This window comes from Thioclava arctica, from assembly GCF_040892615.1.
In the GTDB taxonomy this organism is placed as follows: Bacteria; Pseudomonadota; Alphaproteobacteria; order Rhodobacterales; family Rhodobacteraceae; genus Thioclava; species Thioclava arctica.
This window is the reverse complement of sequence record NZ_JBFRYC010000005.1, coordinates 129,961-146,724: the sequence shown is the minus strand read 5'-3', so window position 1 is coordinate 146,724 and position 16,764 is coordinate 129,961. Positions and strand designations below refer to the sequence as shown.

General features: G+C 60.1%; 13 protein-coding genes and 1 tRNA gene. 5 read left to right on the top strand and 9 right to left on the bottom strand.

Going from position 1 to position 16,764, the window contains the following annotated elements:
• The 6 genes from narI to AB4874_RS10445 form a co-directional block, all read right to left on the bottom strand.
• Entirely contained in the window at nt 1-765 is a 765-nt protein-coding gene (narI, locus tag AB4874_RS10470; protein ID WP_368391942.1) for a respiratory nitrate reductase subunit gamma, read from the bottom strand.
• A gap of 11 nt (nt 766-776) precedes the next feature.
• Nucleotides 777-1,499: a nitrate reductase molybdenum cofactor assembly chaperone gene (narJ, locus tag AB4874_RS10465; protein ID WP_368391941.1), complete on the bottom strand. Its 723-nt coding sequence runs from the start codon at nt 1,497-1,499 to the stop codon at nt 777-779.
• On the bottom strand, nt 1,496-3,019 hold the full coding sequence (narH, locus tag AB4874_RS10460) for a nitrate reductase subunit beta (RefSeq protein WP_368391940.1): 1,524 nt from the start codon (nt 3,017-3,019) through the stop codon (nt 1,496-1,498). The genes narJ and narH overlap by 4 nt, the downstream gene beginning before the upstream one ends.
• The gene (locus AB4874_RS10455) at nt 3,016-6,744 is read right to left on the bottom strand and encodes a nitrate reductase subunit alpha (protein WP_368391939.1); all 3,729 of its coding nucleotides are present in this window, start codon (nt 6,742-6,744) and stop codon (nt 3,016-3,018) included. Before AB4874_RS10455 ends, narH begins: the two co-directional genes overlap by 4 nt.
• A 67-nt stretch (nt 6,745-6,811) precedes the next feature.
• On the bottom strand, nt 6,812-8,203 hold the full coding sequence (locus tag AB4874_RS10450; RefSeq protein ID WP_368391938.1) for a NarK family nitrate/nitrite MFS transporter: 1,392 nt from the start codon (nt 8,201-8,203) through the stop codon (nt 6,812-6,814).
• 63 nt (nt 8,204-8,266) lie between these two features.
• Entirely contained in the window at nt 8,267-9,631 is a 1,365-nt protein-coding gene (locus tag AB4874_RS10445) for an MFS transporter (RefSeq protein ID WP_295532981.1), read from the bottom strand.
• A gap of 240 nt (nt 9,632-9,871) precedes the next feature.
• On the opposite strand from AB4874_RS10445, the gene AB4874_RS10440 reads away from it, so the two are divergent.
• Nucleotides 9,872-10,606: a cyclic nucleotide-binding domain-containing protein gene (locus tag AB4874_RS10440; protein WP_368391937.1), complete on the top strand. Its 735-nt coding sequence runs from the start codon at nt 9,872-9,874 to the stop codon at nt 10,604-10,606.
• Nucleotides 10,607-10,731: 125 nt separating this feature from the next.
• Here AB4874_RS10440 and AB4874_RS10435 read toward each other — a convergent pair.
• From AB4874_RS10435 to AB4874_RS10425, 3 genes are all read right to left on the bottom strand, one after another.
• A tRNA-Arg gene (locus AB4874_RS10435) sits at nt 10,732-10,808 on the bottom strand.
• A gap of 47 nt (nt 10,809-10,855) precedes the next feature.
• A complete protein-coding gene (gene aroB, locus AB4874_RS10430; protein WP_295532979.1) occupies nt 10,856-11,968 on the bottom strand; it encodes a 3-dehydroquinate synthase in 1,113 nt (370 codons plus the stop codon).
• Nucleotides 11,961-12,476 carry a shikimate kinase gene (locus tag AB4874_RS10425; RefSeq protein ID WP_438273470.1) on the bottom strand — a complete coding sequence of 172 codons (516 nt, stop codon included), beginning with the start codon at nt 12,474-12,476 and terminating at the stop codon, nt 11,961-11,963. Before AB4874_RS10425 ends, aroB begins: the two co-directional genes overlap by 8 nt.
• Nucleotides 12,477-12,651: 175 nt before the next feature.
• Here AB4874_RS10425 and AB4874_RS10420 point away from each other — a divergent pair, with 175 nt between their 5' ends.
• Genes AB4874_RS10420 through AB4874_RS10405 form a run of 4 tightly spaced genes read left to right on the top strand, consistent with a single transcriptional unit; the run spans nt 12,652 to nt 16,760 of the window.
• Nucleotides 12,652-12,891 (top strand): hypothetical protein, encoded by a 240-nt coding sequence (locus tag AB4874_RS10420; RefSeq protein ID WP_368391935.1) that lies wholly within the window; start codon nt 12,652-12,654, stop codon nt 12,889-12,891.
• Complete coding sequence (locus AB4874_RS10415; protein WP_368391934.1) at nt 12,881-14,467, top strand: hypothetical protein; 1,587 nt, start codon at nt 12,881-12,883, stop codon at nt 14,465-14,467. Before AB4874_RS10420 ends, AB4874_RS10415 begins: the two co-directional genes overlap by 11 nt.
• Complete coding sequence (locus AB4874_RS10410) at nt 14,464-15,417, top strand: site-specific tyrosine recombinase XerD (RefSeq protein WP_368391933.1); 954 nt, start codon at nt 14,464-14,466, stop codon at nt 15,415-15,417. Before AB4874_RS10415 ends, AB4874_RS10410 begins: the two co-directional genes overlap by 4 nt.
• Before the next feature lie 32 nt (nt 15,418-15,449).
• Nucleotides 15,450-16,760: an HlyC/CorC family transporter gene (locus AB4874_RS10405; RefSeq protein WP_295535047.1), complete on the top strand. Its 1,311-nt coding sequence runs from the start codon at nt 15,450-15,452 to the stop codon at nt 16,758-16,760.
• Nucleotides 16,761-16,764 lie beyond the last annotated feature (4 nt).

The following is a 16,764-nucleotide window of genomic DNA, read 5'->3' as shown; positions in this document are numbered from 1 at the left end:
TTACTCCGCCGCTGAGGGCCGTTTGGCCGCCGCAATACGCGCTTGCGTGATATCCGAGTCAGAGCGCGGCGGCAGCGGTTTGGTGCGACGCGACCGCACGATTTGATAGCCCGGGCGCAAGAAATAACGCATCGGCGCAAAGAACCCCGAGGCGATATGAACGAGCCGCGTAAACGGGACCAGCAGGAAGATCGTCAACCCCATGAAGATATGCAGCTTGAAGATAATCGACACGCTGGAAATCTGATCCACAGGAACGGGGTGAAAGATCACAATGCCCTGCGCCCAATGCATGAACTTGACCATTTCTTCGCCATCAAGATGCTGCGCGGAGATAAAGATCGTGAACAGCCCCAAAAGCAGCTGCGCCAGCAACAGCCCCAAGATGGCGATATCGGCAAACGAAGAGTTGATACGAATGCGCGGATCGGTCCAGCGACGGTGAAACAGCATGGCACCGCCAATGATCGCCGCGAGACCCGCAACACCCCCGACAACCATCGCAAGGATCTGCTTGGCTTCGTGACTGACACCCAAGGCGGCAAGCAATGGCAGCGGCGTGAAAAGCCCTACGAGATGGCCAAAAAAGATCGTCAGGATGCCGACATGGAACAGGATCGAGCCGATTCGGAACTGTTTGCCGCGCAGCAACTGGCTCGATGAGCTTTTCCAGGTGAAAGGGTCACGGTCATAGCGCGCGATCGAGCCGAGAAACAGCACCGACAACGCGATATAGGGATAGATCAAGAAGAGAAACGTATTCATCTGAGCCTCCGTTATTCAGCCGCGGTATCGGCCGGGCGGGGTTTGGGTGTGTCCATCTGCGCAAGCATGTCGCGCACCTGCGGGCAGCCTGAATTCGGATCGGGGCCAAAGGTGACTTCGGTCTCTTCCCAAATCTTGTCGAGCGCCTCCAGATCGGTCGGGTCCGGATCAGGCCGCGCGAGAATCTCGGCAACCGCGTCTTCGTCGACCTCAGCCTTGGCAAGCTGCACCAATGCCGTAAAGACTCCGGCATAAGTGCTTTGCCGTTGCTCAAGGCGCTGCGCCACTGCGGCCAAGATATGGGCCGCATCCGCCAGCATATCGCGCGCCTCCCCGGCGGCGCGGGTCGCAAGGAATTCCAGCAGCACTGGCAGGTGGTCGGGCAACTCGGTCGTTGCCGGTTCAAAGCCAGCGGCGCGGTAGGTTTCCAGCAGATCGACCATCGCGCCGCCGCGATCACGGCTTTCACCGTGAACATGCTCAAAGAGGTTGAGCGACAAGCTTTTCGAGCGATCGAACAGCATCACGAACTCTTCCTCCAGATCAAAGAGATCGCGCGTCGCGAGGGCATCGACCAGTGGGCGCAAATCCCTGCGCGCCGCTGCGGTCAGCCGGGTCTCGGCGGCCAAAACACCGCCGATTTCCGACATCGCGCCTTGCAACTCGGCCGTGGGGTAGCACAGCAAAAGCGACAGCGCCTTGAGTGTGCGATCTTGTAAAACGGCGTCCATCATTGCACCTCCTGGGGCATTTTCAGCGGTCGTTTCTGGCCGCCAAACAGCGAGCCTTTCGACATCCCCGTCGAGCAGCTGTTGCAATCGGTAAAGCCCTCGCCGGTGCGAATGTCATAGGCGACCTCGACCTGTTCGCGATGCGTGGTCGGGATCACGAAGCGATCCTCGTAATCGGCAAGCGCCATGATTTTATACATGTCCTCGATCATCGCCGGAGATAGCCCGACACGCGCGGCGATCCCTTCGTCGATCACCCCATCCACGGTCTTGGCACGCATATAGGCGCGCATCGCCAGCATCCGTTCAAGCGCAGTGGCAATCGGCTCTTCGTCGCCCGCCGTCAGCATATTGGCGAGGTAGCGCAGCGGGATGCGCAGGTTGCGCACATCGGGCATCGCCCCATCCATGCCGATCGCCCCAGCCTCTGCCGCGTTCTGGATCGGCGAGAGCGGCGGGATATACCAAACCATCGGCAGCGTGCGATATTCGGGATGCAGCGGGAAGGCGACCTTCCAGTCCATCGCCATCTTCCAGATCGGGCTGGCTTGGGCGGATTTGATCCACTCTTCGGGCACACCATCGGCACGCGCCGCCTCGATCACCACCGGATCGCTGGGATCAAGGAACACCCCGAGCTGCGCGTTGTAGAGTTGGTTCTCTTCAGGTGCGTTGGCCGCTTCTTCGATCTTGTCGGCGTCATACAACATCACGCCAAGATAGCGGATGCGCCCGACGCAGGTTTCCGAGCACACGGTCGGATTGCCCGATTCAATGCGCGGATAGCACAGCGTGCATTTCTCGGATTTGCCAGTCGACCAGTTGTAATAGACCTTCTTGTAGGGGCAGCCGGACACACACATCCGCCAGCCACGGCATTTCTCTTGGTCGATCAGCACGATGCCATCTTCCTCGCGCTTGTAGATCGCGCCGGAAGGACAGGACGCCGCGCAAGCCGGGTTGAGGCAATGCTCACACAGGCGCGGCAAATACATCATGAAGGTGTTTTCGTATTCTCCGTAGATCTCTTTTTGGATGCCCTCGAAGTTGTAATCCCCCGAGCGTTTGGAAAATTCGCCACCCAGAATTTCTTCCCAGTTCGGCCCCTTCTCGATCTTCTCCATCCGCTCGCCGGTGATCTTGGAACGCGGGCGCGCGGTCGGAAACGCCTTCATTTCGGGGGCGTTGGCCAGATGCTCGTAGTCGAAATCGAACGGTTCATAATAGTCGTCGATTTCAGGCAGATCGGGGTTGGCAAAGATATTCGCCACGATCCGCCATTTCGAGCCCTGCCGCGGGATCAACTTGCCGCTGCGGGTGCGTTTCCAGCCGCCATTCCAGCGTTTCTGGTTCTCCCAATCGGTCGGATAGCCAAGCCCGGGCTTGGTTTCCACGTTGTTGAACCACGCGTATTCAACGCCATCGCGGCTGGTCCAGACGTTCTTGCAGGTCACAGAGCAGGTGTGGCACCCGATGCATTTATCGAGGTTCAGCACCATGCCGATTTGTGCGCGTACTCTCATTGGGCCGCCTCCTGGGTAGCGGGCTCGTCAAGCCAGTCGACTTTGTGCATTTTGCGGACGATGACGAATTCGTCGCGGTTGGCGCCGACGGTGCCATAGTAGTTGAAGCCATAGGAAAGCTGGGCATAGCCGCCGATCATGTGGGTCGGTTTGAGCGTGGTGCGGGTGACCGAGTTGTGGATCCCCCCACGCAGCCCGGTCTTCTGCGATCCCGGCGTATTCATGATCTTTTCTTGCGCGTGATACATGAAGACCGAGCCTTCCTTGATCCGCTGCGACACCACCGCCCGCGCCGTCAGCGCACCGTTGGCGTTGTAGGCCTCGATCCAGTCGTTATCGACAATTCCCGCCTTGGCGGCATCGATTTCCGAAATCCAGACCACCGGCCCGCCACGGTTCAGCGTCAGCATCAGCAGGTTGTCGGTATAGGTCGAGTGGATGCCCCATTTCTGGTGCGGCGTGATGAAGTTCAGCACGACATGCTTTTCATCGCCGTCGATCACGTCCTTGGTCACCGTTTTCAGATCAACCGGCGGGCGATAAGACACGAAACCCTCACCAAACGCGCGCATCCACAGGTGATCCTGATACAGTTGCTGGCGACCCGACAGGGTGCGCCACGGGATCAGCTCATGCACGTTGGTATAACCAGCATTATAGCAGACCTCGTCGCTCTCGATGCCTGACCATGTCGGTGACGAGATGATCTTGCGCGGCTGAGCGGCGATGTCGCGGAACCGGATCTTGACGTGTTCCTGCCCCTTCGCAAGATGGGCGTGTTCACGACCCGTGGGTTTCTCAAGCTCTCCCCACGCTTTCACGGCAACGTCGCCATTGGTCTCGGGCGCGAGCATCAAGATCATTTCAGCTGCATCAATATCGGTAACAATCTTGGGGCAGCCTTTCGCGGGACCATCCTCCCAGACACCGTTGAGTTGGCGCAGTTCTTCGACCTCGTGCTTGGTATCCCAGCCGATGCCCTTGCCGCCATTGCCCAGCTTGTCGAGCAACGGGCCAACGGCGATGTAGCGGTCATAGATCGCGGTATAGTCGCGTTCGACCGTGACATAATTGGGCGCGGTTTTGCCCGGCAGCATCTCACACTCGCCCTTCTTCCAATCCAGCACGTCGGACTGGGCCAACTCGCCCGCCGTGTCATGCAGGATCGGGGCCTGAACGATATCGGTCTCAACACCGAGCACACCTTTCGAAACCTCTTGGAACTTCTTGGCGATCGCCTTGAAGATTTCCCAATCCGATTTCGACTCGTAGGCCGGGTCCACCGCCGCCTGAAGCGGGTGAATAAACGGGTGCATATCCGAGGTGTTGAGGTCGTTCTTCTCATACCAGCTTGCCGTGGGCAGCACGACATCGGAATAGACCGCCGTGGTGGACATCCGGAAGTCGATGCACACCAGCAGGTCCAGTTTCCCCTCGGGGGCCTTGTCGTGCCAAGCGACCTCTTTGGGCTTGGCGCGGCCTTCTTCGCCCAGATCCTTGCCCATGATGCCACTATCGGTGCCCAGCAGGTGTTTCACGAAATATTCGTGTCCCTTGCCGGAGGACCCCAGCAAGTTGGAACGCCAGACATAAAGGTTGCGCATCCAGTTCTCGGGCGCATCCGGGTCTTCGCACGACATCTGCAATTCGCCCGATTTCAGCTTGTCGACCACATACTCTTTGGGATCGACACCCGCGGCTTTCGCAGCCTTCGCAACCTCTAGCGGGTTGGTCTTGAGCTGGGGTGCCGAGGGCAGCCAGCCCATGCGTTCTGCGCGCACGTTGTAATCGATCAGCGAGATGTTCCAATCGCCCTCAGGCGCGGTCGGCGAGAGGATTTCACTCGCGCTCAACGTCTCATAACGCCACTGATCGGAATGGGCGTAAAACGCCGAAGTGCCGTTCATCTGGCGCGGCGGGCGTGACCAATCCAGCGCGAAGGCCAGCGGCAACCAACCCGTCTGCGGGCGCAGCTTTTCCTGACCCACATAGTGGCTCCAGCCGCCACCTTCCTGGCCAACACAACCGCACATCACCAGCATGTTGATGATGCCGCGATAGGCCATGTCCATGTGATACCAGTGGTTGATACCGGCCCCAAGGATCACCATCGACTTGCCATTTGTCTTCTCGGCGTTGCCCGCGAATTCACGCGCGACGGCGATGATCTTTTCGGCCTTTACGCCGGTGATCTTCTCGGCCCATTTCGGGGTGTAAGGGAGATCCTCGTTGAAATCATGGCTGACCCATTTGCCTCCCAAGCCACGGTCCAGACCGTAATTGGCGCAAAGCAGGTCGAACACCGTGGCCACCATCGCCTCGCGGCCATCCGCCAACGTGACGCGGCGCACAGGCACATTGCGAGTCAGCACCTCGGGGTGTTCGCATTTGACAAAGTTCTCGCTGGCCGCGCCGCCGAAATAGGGGAAATCGACGCCGACGACGGCATCGTGTTGGCCCTCAAGAATTTGGCTGAGCTGCAACTTTACGTTGGCTTTATCCGCACGCTCCTCAAGGTTCCACTTGCCCTCTTCGCCCCAGCGAAACCCGATCGAGCCATTGGGCGCAATCATCTGGCCGCTGGTCTCATCATAGGCGACCGTTTTCCATTCGGGATTGTTCGCCTCGCCCAGCCCGTCTGCCAGATCAGAGGCGCGCAATTGCTTGCCGGGGATAAGCCGGTCACCTTTTTTGTCCAACACCACCAGCATCGGCATGTCGGAATAGCGCCGCACGTAATCTTCGAAATACTCGGTCTGACGATCAAGGTGATACTCACGCAAGATCACATGGCCCATTGCCATCGCCAGCGCGCTATCGGTGCCCTGTTTCGGGTTCAGCCAGATATCGCCGAATTTCGACGCTTCGGAATAGTCGGGGCAGATCACCGCTGACTTGGTGCCGCGATAACGCGCTTCGGTGTAGAAATGCGCGTCCGGCGTGCGGGTCTGAGGCACGTTCGACCCCCAGATCAGCAAGAAGCCCGCGTTGAACCAATCGGCTGATTCCGGCACGTCGGTCTGCTCGCCCCAAGTCTGCGGGCTGGCTGGCGGTAGGTCGCAATACCAGTCGTAAAACGACAGCACCGAGCCGCCCATCAGCGACAGATAACGCGCGCCCGCCGCATAAGACACCATCGACATTGCCGGGATCGGTGAGAACCCGAACACCCGGTCGGGGCCGTATTTCTTGGCGGTGTAGGCGTTGGCGGCGGCGGCGATTTCGGTCGCCTCATCCCAGCTTGCGCGCACGAACCCGCCCTTGCCGCGGGTCTTGGTGTATTCCGCACGCAGGATCGGATCGCTTTGGATCGCCTCCCAGGCCGCAATCGGGGCCAATGTCTTGCGCTTCTCGCGCCACATCCGCATCAGGCGACCGCGCACCATCGGGTGCTTGAGACGTGCCGCACTATAAAGATACCAGCTATAGCTTGCCCCGCGCGAGCAACCGCGCGGTTCATGGTTGGGCAAGCCGGGGCGAGTGCGCGGATAATCGGTCTGTTGCGTCTCCCAAGTGACGATCCCGGATTTCACGTAGATCTTCCAGCTACACGACCCGGTGCAGTTCACACCATGCGTCGAGCGCACGATTTTGTCGTGCCGCCAGCGGTTGCGATACGTGTCCTCCCAGTCGCGGTTTTCGCGCGTGACCTGGCCGTGACCATTGGAAAATTGCTCCAGTTCGCTGGACTGGAAAAAGTTCAATCTATCGAGCAGGTTGCTCATATCTCGTCTCCTCGGGAACAGGATAAGGGCGCGCGCCACGAGACGCCGGGGCGCGCGTCACAGGATGTCAGCAGGGAACCGGGGCGCCCTTGCGGCTGTAAAAGAACCAGGTCACCACCACGCAGATCGCGTAGAAGATCATAAAGCCCCACAGCGCGGCGTTGGGCGCGCCCGTGTAATCGATCGAAATGCCGTAGGCCTTGGGGATGAAAAAGGCGCCATAGGCCGCGATTGCGGAGGTGAAGGCGATGATCCCTGCGCTCTCCATTTCAGACTGCTTCAACGTAGCCTTCGGATCGAGCCCGGGGTTCAAGCGCGGCACTTCTTGGCGCATGATCGTGGGGATCATCTGGAAGGTCGAGGCGTTGCCCACACCCGTCAGGAAGAACAGCACCATGAAGCAGGCAAAGAAGCCCCAGAAATTCCCGGCATCCGCGCCAGAGGGCAGGAATTGCATCACACCCCAGACCGCAATGATCATTCCCATAAAGGTCCACAGCGTGACGCGCCCGCCGCCGAAACGGTCGGAAATCCAGCCCGTGCCCGAGCGGCTTAGCGCACCGACAAGCGGACCGAGGAACGCGTATTGCAGCACGTTCACATCGGGAAACTGAGTCTTCATCAGCAGCGGGAAGCCCGCCGAATAGCCGATGAAGCTGCCGAATGTCCCGGTGTAGAGAAACGACATCACCCAGTTATGGAAGCGCCCGAAAATCACCGATTGCGTCTTGAACGAAGCAGTCGCCGAGGCAATGTCATTCATCCCGAACCACGCCACAACGGCAGCGATGGCGATAAAGGGCACCCAGATGAACCCGGCGTTTTGCATAAACAACTCGCCCCCATCGGCAAGCTGCTGCGGCGCGCCACCGATGGCCCCGAACACCCCAAAGGTGATGACCAACGGCACGACGAACTGCATCACCGAAACCCCAAGGTTCCCAAGCCCCGCATTCATCGCCAGCGCGTTACCTTTTTGCGCCTTCGGGTAGAAATAGGCGATATTGGCCATCGACGAGGCGAAGTTGCCCCCGCCAAAGCCGCACATCAACGCGAGGATCAGGAACATCGAATAGGGCGTGTTCGGGTTCTGCACCGCGAAACCGATACCAAGCGCGGGCAACAACAGGGTCGCGGTGGACAGCGCCGTCCATTTGCGCCCGCCAAAAATCGGGATCATGAAGCTGTAAAAGATGCGCAGCGTCGCGCCTGACAGGCCGGGCAGTGCCGCCAGCCAGAACAGCTGATCGGTCGTGTAGTCAAACCCGATTGAGGGCAGTTTCGCGACAACCACCGACCACACCATCCAGACCGAAAAGGCCAGCAAGAGCGCGGGGATCGAGATCCACAGGTTACGGGTCGCGATCGCGCGACCGCGGGTGGTCCAGAAATCGGGGTCTTCGGGATGCCAGTCGGTCAGGACGTGGCCATTTGTCGGGGAGAGATTGGTGCTCGCCATGATGCGGCTCCTATAGAGTGCTTTGATGATGCAGGCCGCAGGGCGCGGCCCGCTGGAAACTCGTTACTTCGCGGGTTGCGGCATTGCGCGCCCGGCATCACGTGCACCGGAACGGCTTTGGGAAAGCGGGGCCTCGGGCACGTCTGAAAGGTATTTTTCGTCGGCCAGACCCGGATGACGCGCATGCTCCATCCGCCGGATCGCGACATGCATCCAGATCGTCGAGACCAGCACCAGCACGAACATCAGCATGAAGGGCGCCGTCCAGACCCCGGTCAGATCCAGCAGGAAGCCAAACGAGATCGGCAGGAAAAATCCACCAAGGCCGCCGATCATGCCCACAAGGCCACCAACCGAACCGACGTGATGGGGATAATAGACCGGAATATGTTTGTAGACCGCCGCCTTGCCGAGGCTCATTACAAACCCCAGCAGCACCGTCATTCCCATGAACATCGTCGCATTCAGCCCGAAGGTGAAGGTGATCGGCCCGTGAATGCCAGATACGGTGTAGCTCGTTTCCGGGTAGCTCATGATAAACAGCACCACGAGCGAGACGAGGAATGTCAGATACATCACAGAGCGCGCGCCCCATTTGTCCGACATCCACCCCCCGAGGGCGCGGAAAACCGAACCGGGCAGCGAGTAGAACCCCGCGAAAACGCCCGCTGTGGTCAGCGGCAAACCGTAAGCGCCAACATAGTAGCGCGGCAGAAATGAGGCCAGCGCGACAAACCCACCAAAGACGAAGAAGTAATAGGTGGCAAAGCGCCAGACCTGAATATCCTTGAGCGGTGCAAGCTGATCGCTTGCCGAGACCGGTTTGGCACCCGTTTTCTTGCGCTCGGTCTGAACCGGGTCGGTCTTGGCGAGTAGATAGAACAGCACGGCAGTCACGACCAGCACGATGGAGTAGACCTTGGCCGTCCCTTGCCAACCCAAAGCCACCACAAGAAAAGGTGCAGCAAAGTTCGTCACCGCAGCGCCCACATTGCCTGCGCCAAAGATCCCCAAGGCCGTGCCCTGACGCTCTTTTTCGAACCAACGGGACGTATAGGCCACGCCCACGATAAACGAGCCACCCGCAAGCCCCAGCCCCAACGCAGCCAGCAAGAAAATCTCATAGGTGTGGACGGTTGCCAGCAGCCAGACGGCAACAGCCGTGATCAGCATCTGCAACGGAAACATGATCCGTCCGCCGAATTGCTCGGTCCAGACGCCCAGAAAAATCCGACTAATCGAACCGGTCAGAACCGGCGTTGCAACCAGCAGGCCAAATTGGGTGTCACTCAGACCGAGTTCCTGTTTGATCCGTACGCCGATGATCGAAAAAATCGTCCAGACGGCAAAGCAGACGGTGAAGGCGAAGGTGCTGAGGCCCAAGGCCCGGTATTGTTCCGTGCGCGTGACGCCATCGAGTGTGTGCATGATGTCTCTCCAAGATTTGGACCGACCTTTCGCCGGTTAACCCGGGGCCACCTCAACAGCGTTGCTTCGCCAGATATGTTGATGCAAATCAAAGAAATTCACCAAATTATATAAATAATTCATCGCCTTACATTTATCACAACCAAACGGAACGCAGATCAAACCAGCGATAGCAGTCGACCCATAGCGCGCTTGACATTTGTTTGGTCAAAGGCGTCTAATTTCAGCCGGAGGTACATGATGGTCATCCACACAAGCGATCGCGAATCGGAAGAGATCCGGTCCCTCGACCTGTTCTCAGGCCTTGATGACGCTCGCTTTTCTCTGTTGATGCGCGGTGCCTATGTGCAAAATTTCCCGCCGATGATCGAATTGATTACCGAAGGAGATACGAGCGATTTTCTTCATGTGCTGGTCTCTGGCTCCGTCGAGTTGTTCGCAAATTGGAACGAGCGTGAGACGACTATGGCCGTTCTTCAACCAACCTCGACGTTCATTCTTGCCGCCACCATTCGACGTGCGCGCTACCTTATGTCGGCCCGCACCCTTGAAAAATCGCGCATCATTCTGGTTCCCTCTGAAGACGTCGGCGCGGTGTTCGATCTTGACCCGGATTTTTCGCGTGCGGTCGTGACAGAGCTGGCCCAGTGTTATCGAGCCAACATCATGGCCACCAAGAACCTGAAATTGCGCAGCTCGCTTGAACGGCTGGCGAACCATCTTTTGTCCGCGCGCAAACTTGCCGGAGACCTCGAGAGTTTCGAGCTTGGACTCGAGAAGCGCCGCCTCGCCTCAAATCTTGGGATGACCCCTGAAAACCTGAGCCGCGCGATCCGACAGCTTAAACCCTATGGGGTCGCAATCGACGGGAGCCGTGTGACGATCGCAGACCCAAGCGATCTGGAAGGTTTGGCCAAGCCCACTGACTTGATCGACACGCCCTGCGCGTTTCAGGCGTCAGCGCCCGCGGGATAGGTTTGCGGATTTAAACAGATCCCGAAATGGCATCGCCACTTGGTTTTGCAGACCGTTTCAACGCAGGTGTGGATGCACGCGTGAATTCAAGACGCGCAACGCACAAGATGAGCTATCGAAAAGAATGGTGCACCCAGTAGGATTCGAACCTACGGCCTCTGCCTTCGGAGGGCAGCGCTCTATCCAGCTGAGCTATGGGTGCCTGAGCGCGGATATAGTCGAGCCACGCGCGCGCCGCAACGGAAAATCTCAGGCGCTGCGGGTTGCCAGCGCATCGTCCAGAACGCCCGCCAGAACATCGCGCGGCACATCTGCGCTGACAAAGCTTTGCCCAATTGCGCGCGCAAGGATAAACCGCAGCTTGCCGTCCTCGACCTTCTTGTCTTGCGCCATCAACGCGATCAACGCGTCAGTGCCCGGCAAGTCGCCCGGAATATCACCCAAATCAACCTTCATCCCCATCGTGCGCAGATGCGCGCGCACGCGGCTGGGGGCCTCTTGCGAACACAGGCCCAGACGTTGGCTAAGCTCAAAAGCGAGCGCGCAGCCAATCGCCACGCCTTCGCCATGCAGCAGCCGATCCCCGTAGCCCGTCGCGGCCTCAAGCGCGTGACAAAAGGTGTGACCCAGATTGAGAAGCGCGCGGTCGCCTTGTTCGGTCTCATCGCGCGCCACGATCTCGGCCTTCATCTGCACCGAGCGTTTGACCGCATGCATCCGCCCCGCCATATCGCCCGCCGCCATCGCGGGGGCGTTGGCCTCGAGCCAATCGAAAAACGCGGCATCGCCGAGCAGCCCGTATTTCACGACCTCGCCATAGCCCGCCAGAAAATCGCGCGGCTTCAGCGTGCCCAGCACCTCAAGATCGGCCAGAACGAGGCTGGGTTGATGAAACGCGCCGATCAGGTTCTTGCCTTGGGGCGCATTGATCCCGGTCTTGCCGCCAACCGAGCTATCGACCTGTGCCAGCAGGCTCGTCGGGATCTGCACAAAGCGCACGCCCCGGCGCAAAACAGCCGCCGCAAAGCCCACCAGATCGCCGATCACACCGCCACCAAACGCAATGACGATATCGCGCCGTTCGACCTTTTGCTCCAGCAGCCATTCGACGGTGCGGGTAAAATGCGGCCAGCTTTTCGTGCCCTCGCCGGGGGGCAGACGCAGCGCGACCATCTCGATATCGCCAAGCCCGGCGCGCAAAGCGTCTAGATGCAGGTCGGCGACCGTTTCATCTGCGACCACGGCCACGCGCGGGCGGCGCAAGAGCGGCGCAATCTCGGCCCCGGCATTGGCCAGCAACCCAGTGCCGATGCGCACCTCATAGGACCGCGCCCCCAAGCTGACTGGCACAATCTCACGCATCGTTTCTCTCCTCAATCAGCCCATCCACTTGTTTGACTGTCTGAACCACTTTCTTGGCCATATCGGTGATCGACAGCTCGGGCTCTGCCTCAACCACAAGCTGGGCTTGGGAATAATGGGGCTCGCGGGCCTCTAAAAGCGCGCTCAGCGTGGCCTTGGGGTCAGCGGTGCGCAACAGCGGACGGGTGTTTTTGTGGCGCACCCGGTTCCACAACAGATTCAGATCGGCGCGCAACCAGATCGATACGCCCAACCGCGCGATCAATGCGCGGTTCGACTCGGCCAGAAACGCCCCGCCCCCGGTCGAGATCACCCCGGGCGGCCCTGACAGCAGCCGCTCAAGCACCTCTGATTCGCGCGCCCGAAAAAATGGCTCGCCATCGCGGGCGAAAATCTCGGCAACGCTCATTTGCGCGGCGCGCTCGATTTCGTGATCACTGTCCAGAAATGGCACATTTAACATCCGCGCAAGCGCGGTGCCCACCGCTGTCTTGCCCGAGCCCATCATGCCCACAAGCACAATAGAACGCTTTAGCGTGCCCCCAGAGCCCTGCTGATCCACCGTCACTGCCGCTCCTTCGTGTCAATCCCGTTCCGGCCTGCGCCTTGCCCCATCGGCGGAGCCTTGCACAATCGTGAAATGAGACCCCTTGAATGGCGTGAACTTCCCTGAAAAGCCATATATGATCAATGTGAAACCGCAACTAAGAACGACGCGCCGCTTCGGGACGCGCCGCAATCCGGCTGAAAGTGAGACTATGGGGCGTATCTTCAAGCTCGTCGTGATCCTTCTGGTGCTCGGCGCGATCGGGATCATCGGCTATGCCTACTTGGGCGACATGAAACCCGATGCGCAACAACAGCGCATCGAGGTCACCTTGCCGGGGGGCCTTGGCAGCGGCGGGGATACGGGTGGGAATTAAGCACAGTTTTGCTTTTCTGATTGCGCTGGTGCTGGGCGGGGCCGCCGCGGCGTCACCAGCACTCGCGCAAACGCAAACTGCTCAGACGCGCGATACGAAACCGCTTTCAGCGATCGACTGGCTGTCGCGTTCGGTTGTCACGCCCGCAGCGGTGCGCCCCGGCGCCTCCACCCACCCCCCCGTTTCCGGCGCAGGCGGGATCGAAAACATCTCGGTTTTGTCGCTCGATGCGCCCTCGGCGGATCGGCTGGGGCTATTGTCAGAGGCCCGCACCGGCTTGCCCGCCAATCTTTGGGGCAGCACGCCTGCGCCCGAACTGGCGCGGGCGCTGCGCAACACCCCTGATGACAACCTGCCCGCATTGCATGATCTGCTGATGACGCTGCTGTTGGCCGAATTGGACCCACCGCAGATCACCACACCCGCCCAGCGCGACATGCTGTTTCTGGCGCGGGTGGATCGCCTGCTGGATATGGGCGCGTTGCAGCAGGCCCATGCCTTACTGGAACAGGCGGACCCGACCAATCCGGCGATTTTCCGGCGGCGCTTTGACGTCGCGCTGTTGCTGGGCAATGAAACCGAGGCCTGCCGCGTGATGGAGCGCACGCCCGCCATCGCGCCCTCATATCCGGCGCGCATCTTTTGCCTGGCGCGCACGGGCCATTGGGACACCGCCGAATTGACCTATGGCACGGGCCGCGCGCTTGGACAGATTCCAGAGGATCAGGCCGAATTGATCGCGCAATTTCTTGATCCCGAACTGGCCGATGGTGCCGATGATCTAACGCCCCCTGATCCGGTGACCCCGCTTAGTTTCAAAATGATGGAGGCGATTGGCCAGCCGCTTGCGACCTCGATGTTGCCGCTGGCCTTTGCGCATGCCGATCTGACCGAAAACAACGGCTGGAAGGCGCAGCTTGAAGCAGCAGAGCGTCTGGCGCGCGCCGGGGTGATCGACCCGAACCGGCTTTTGGGGCTTTATACCGAACGCAAGGCTGCGGCCTCGGGCGCGCTTTGGGATCGGGTCAGTGCCATCACGGCGCTGGACAAGGCGATGAACGCTCAGGACAACGCAGCGGTGGCCAAGGCCCTGCCCCGCGCGTGGCGCGAAATGTCCAAACAAGAGCTGGAACCCATGTTGGCCACGCTATACGGCACCCGATTGGCGGCGATGAACCTGCCCGGAGACGCAGGCCGGATCGCCCATGATCTGGGGCTTTTGACGCCGGATTACGAAGAGATCGCGAATGACGGCTCTGGCACCGGGGCGAATGCGGCCTTGCTGAGCGGGTTTGCCAAGGGTCAGTCCGCCGGCATTCCCGCCCAAGATGATTTGACCCGCGCGCTCAAGGACGTCTTTGACACAGCGCCCGGCGCGGTGCCTGCGCGCTATGCAGGGCTACTGCCCGATCAACTGGGCGCGGCGCTGTTGCATGCGATCGACGATGTGGCGCAGGGCGCGCGCGGAGATTATCCGCGCTTGGTCGATGGGCTGAAATTGCTGCGTCTGGCGGGGCTGGAATCGACGGCGCGACGCGCCGCAATCGAGTTGATTGTGCTGGACCGACGCGGATGAGTGAGGCGCCCCCCGACCCCCATTGGTTGCCTGCCTTCCTTGAGGCGCAAGCCGCCGAGGCCGGTTCGGCACGCAACACGATTGAAAGCTATGCGCGCGATCTGACCGATTTCCTTGGCTTCACGCAGGCCAAATCCCTGTGTCTGGCCGATCTGCAACGCGGCGATATCGAGACCTACCTGATCCGCTGCGAGGCCGATGGGTTGGCCAAATCAACCCGCGCACGCAGGCTTAGCGCGATCCGGCAAATGTTTCGCTTTGCCTATGAGGAAGGCTGGCGCAGCGATGACCCTGCGATCCGCATTTCCGGGCCGGGGCGGGCCCAGCGCCTACCCAAAACGCTGAGCATAGACGAGGTCGAAGCCCTGCTGGAAGCGTCGCGCGATCAGGGCCGCTCGCTGCGCGACCAGATCCGCAACCGCGCCTTGATGGAACTGCTATACGCCACTGGCATGCGGGTCAGCGAGTTGGTCGGCCTGCCCGTTGCGGCGGCGCGGGGCGATCCCCGGATGTTGCTGATTTCCGGCAAGGGCGGCAAAGAGCGCATGGTGCCGCTTTCGCCCCCTGCCCGTGAGGCGCTGGCCGATTGGCTGCGCGCACGCGACACCGCTGAGGAAGAGGCACGCGTCAAACGCCGCATCCCGCCGTCGCGGTTCTTGTTCCCCTCAAGCGGCAAAGAGGGCCATCTGACGCGGCAAGGCTTTCACCGCCTGCTCAAGGATATTGCCGTCAGCGCGGGCATCAGCCCTGCCAAGGTCACGCCCCATGTGCTGCGCCACGCTTTCGCGACCCATCTGCTGCAAGGGGGTGCCGACCTGCGCGCGATCCAGATGCTGCTGGGTCATGCCGATCTGTCCACCACCGAGATCTACACCCATGTTCTCGACGAGCGCCTCAAAGAACTTGTGCTGGAACATCACCCCCTTGCCAAACGTGATCGCAGCGCTTGAATAGCGCCCCGGTGCACCCCATAACCTGAGCCATGGAAAATTCACTCGACCTTTATTTCTGGATCACCGCCGGTGCCATCGCGCTGCTACTGGCACTGTCTGCGTTTTTTTCGGGGTCTGAGACCGCGTTGACTGCGGCCAGTCGCGCCAAGCTGAAATCACAAGCCGACCGGGGCGAAAAAGGCGCGCAAGTTGCGCTTGAGGTGACCGAAGATAGCGAACGGCTGATCGGCGCGATCCTGCTGGGCAATAACGTGGTCAATATCCTGTCGGCCTCGTTGGCGACCGCGCTGCTGACAAAGGTGTTCGGGCAATCCGGCATCGTGCTGGCCACAGTGGTGATGACCCTGCTCGTTTTGATATTTTCCGAAGTTTTGCCAAAGACCTACGCAATCACCCTGCCCGAGAAAGTGGCCGCGAAAGTGGCCGCGCCGATCCGGCTTTTCACCAAACTTCTGTTCCCTGTCGTGGCGGTGGTGCGCATGATCGTGCGCGGCATTCTGTATGCCTTCGGAATGCGCACCGACAAGAACCAGCATATGTTCTCGGTGCATGAAGAAATCGCGGGCGCCTTGGCGATCGGACAATCCGAGGGCAAAGTCGACAAAGAGGACCGCGACCGGCTGCTAGGCGCGCTTGATCTCGGCAATCGCACGGTCGAGGAAATCATGCTGCACCGCTCGGGCATTGAGATGCTCGACATCAACCAAGACCCCGATGCGATCCTGACGGCCGTGCTGTCCTCGCCCCACACCCGCCTGCCGCTGTATCGCGAAGAGCGCGAAAACGTGGTCGGCGTGATCCATTCCAAGGACTTGCTGCGCGCGGTGGAAAAAGTCGTGCGCGGGGGGGATGGAACGCTGGAAAGCGTCGCCGATCTGGACCTGTCGAAGGTGATGATGAAGCCCTATTTCATCCCCGAAACCACGCCGCTGGATGAGCAGATGCAAGAGTTTCTCAAACGGCGCACCCATTTCGCGCTGGTCGTGGATGAATATGGCGATCTGCGCGGCTTGCTCACGCTTGAGGATATTCTTGAGGAAATCGTGGGCGAAATCACCGACGAATTCGACCCCAAGGCCGATCGTCGCCTCAAACCCACCGATAGTGGCGACTATATCGTCGAGGGGGCGATGACGATCCGCGACTTGAACCGCGAAACCGACTGGAGTCTGCCCGATGACGAAGCCAACACCGTCGCTGGCTTGGTGATTCACGAGGCACAAACGATCCCGACCGAGGGGCAGGTCTTTGCCTTTCACGGCTTTCGCTTTGAGGTCGCCGCGCGCAAGGATAACCGCCTGACACAGCTGAAAATTCGCCCGCTTTCCAACGGCAGCTAACGGC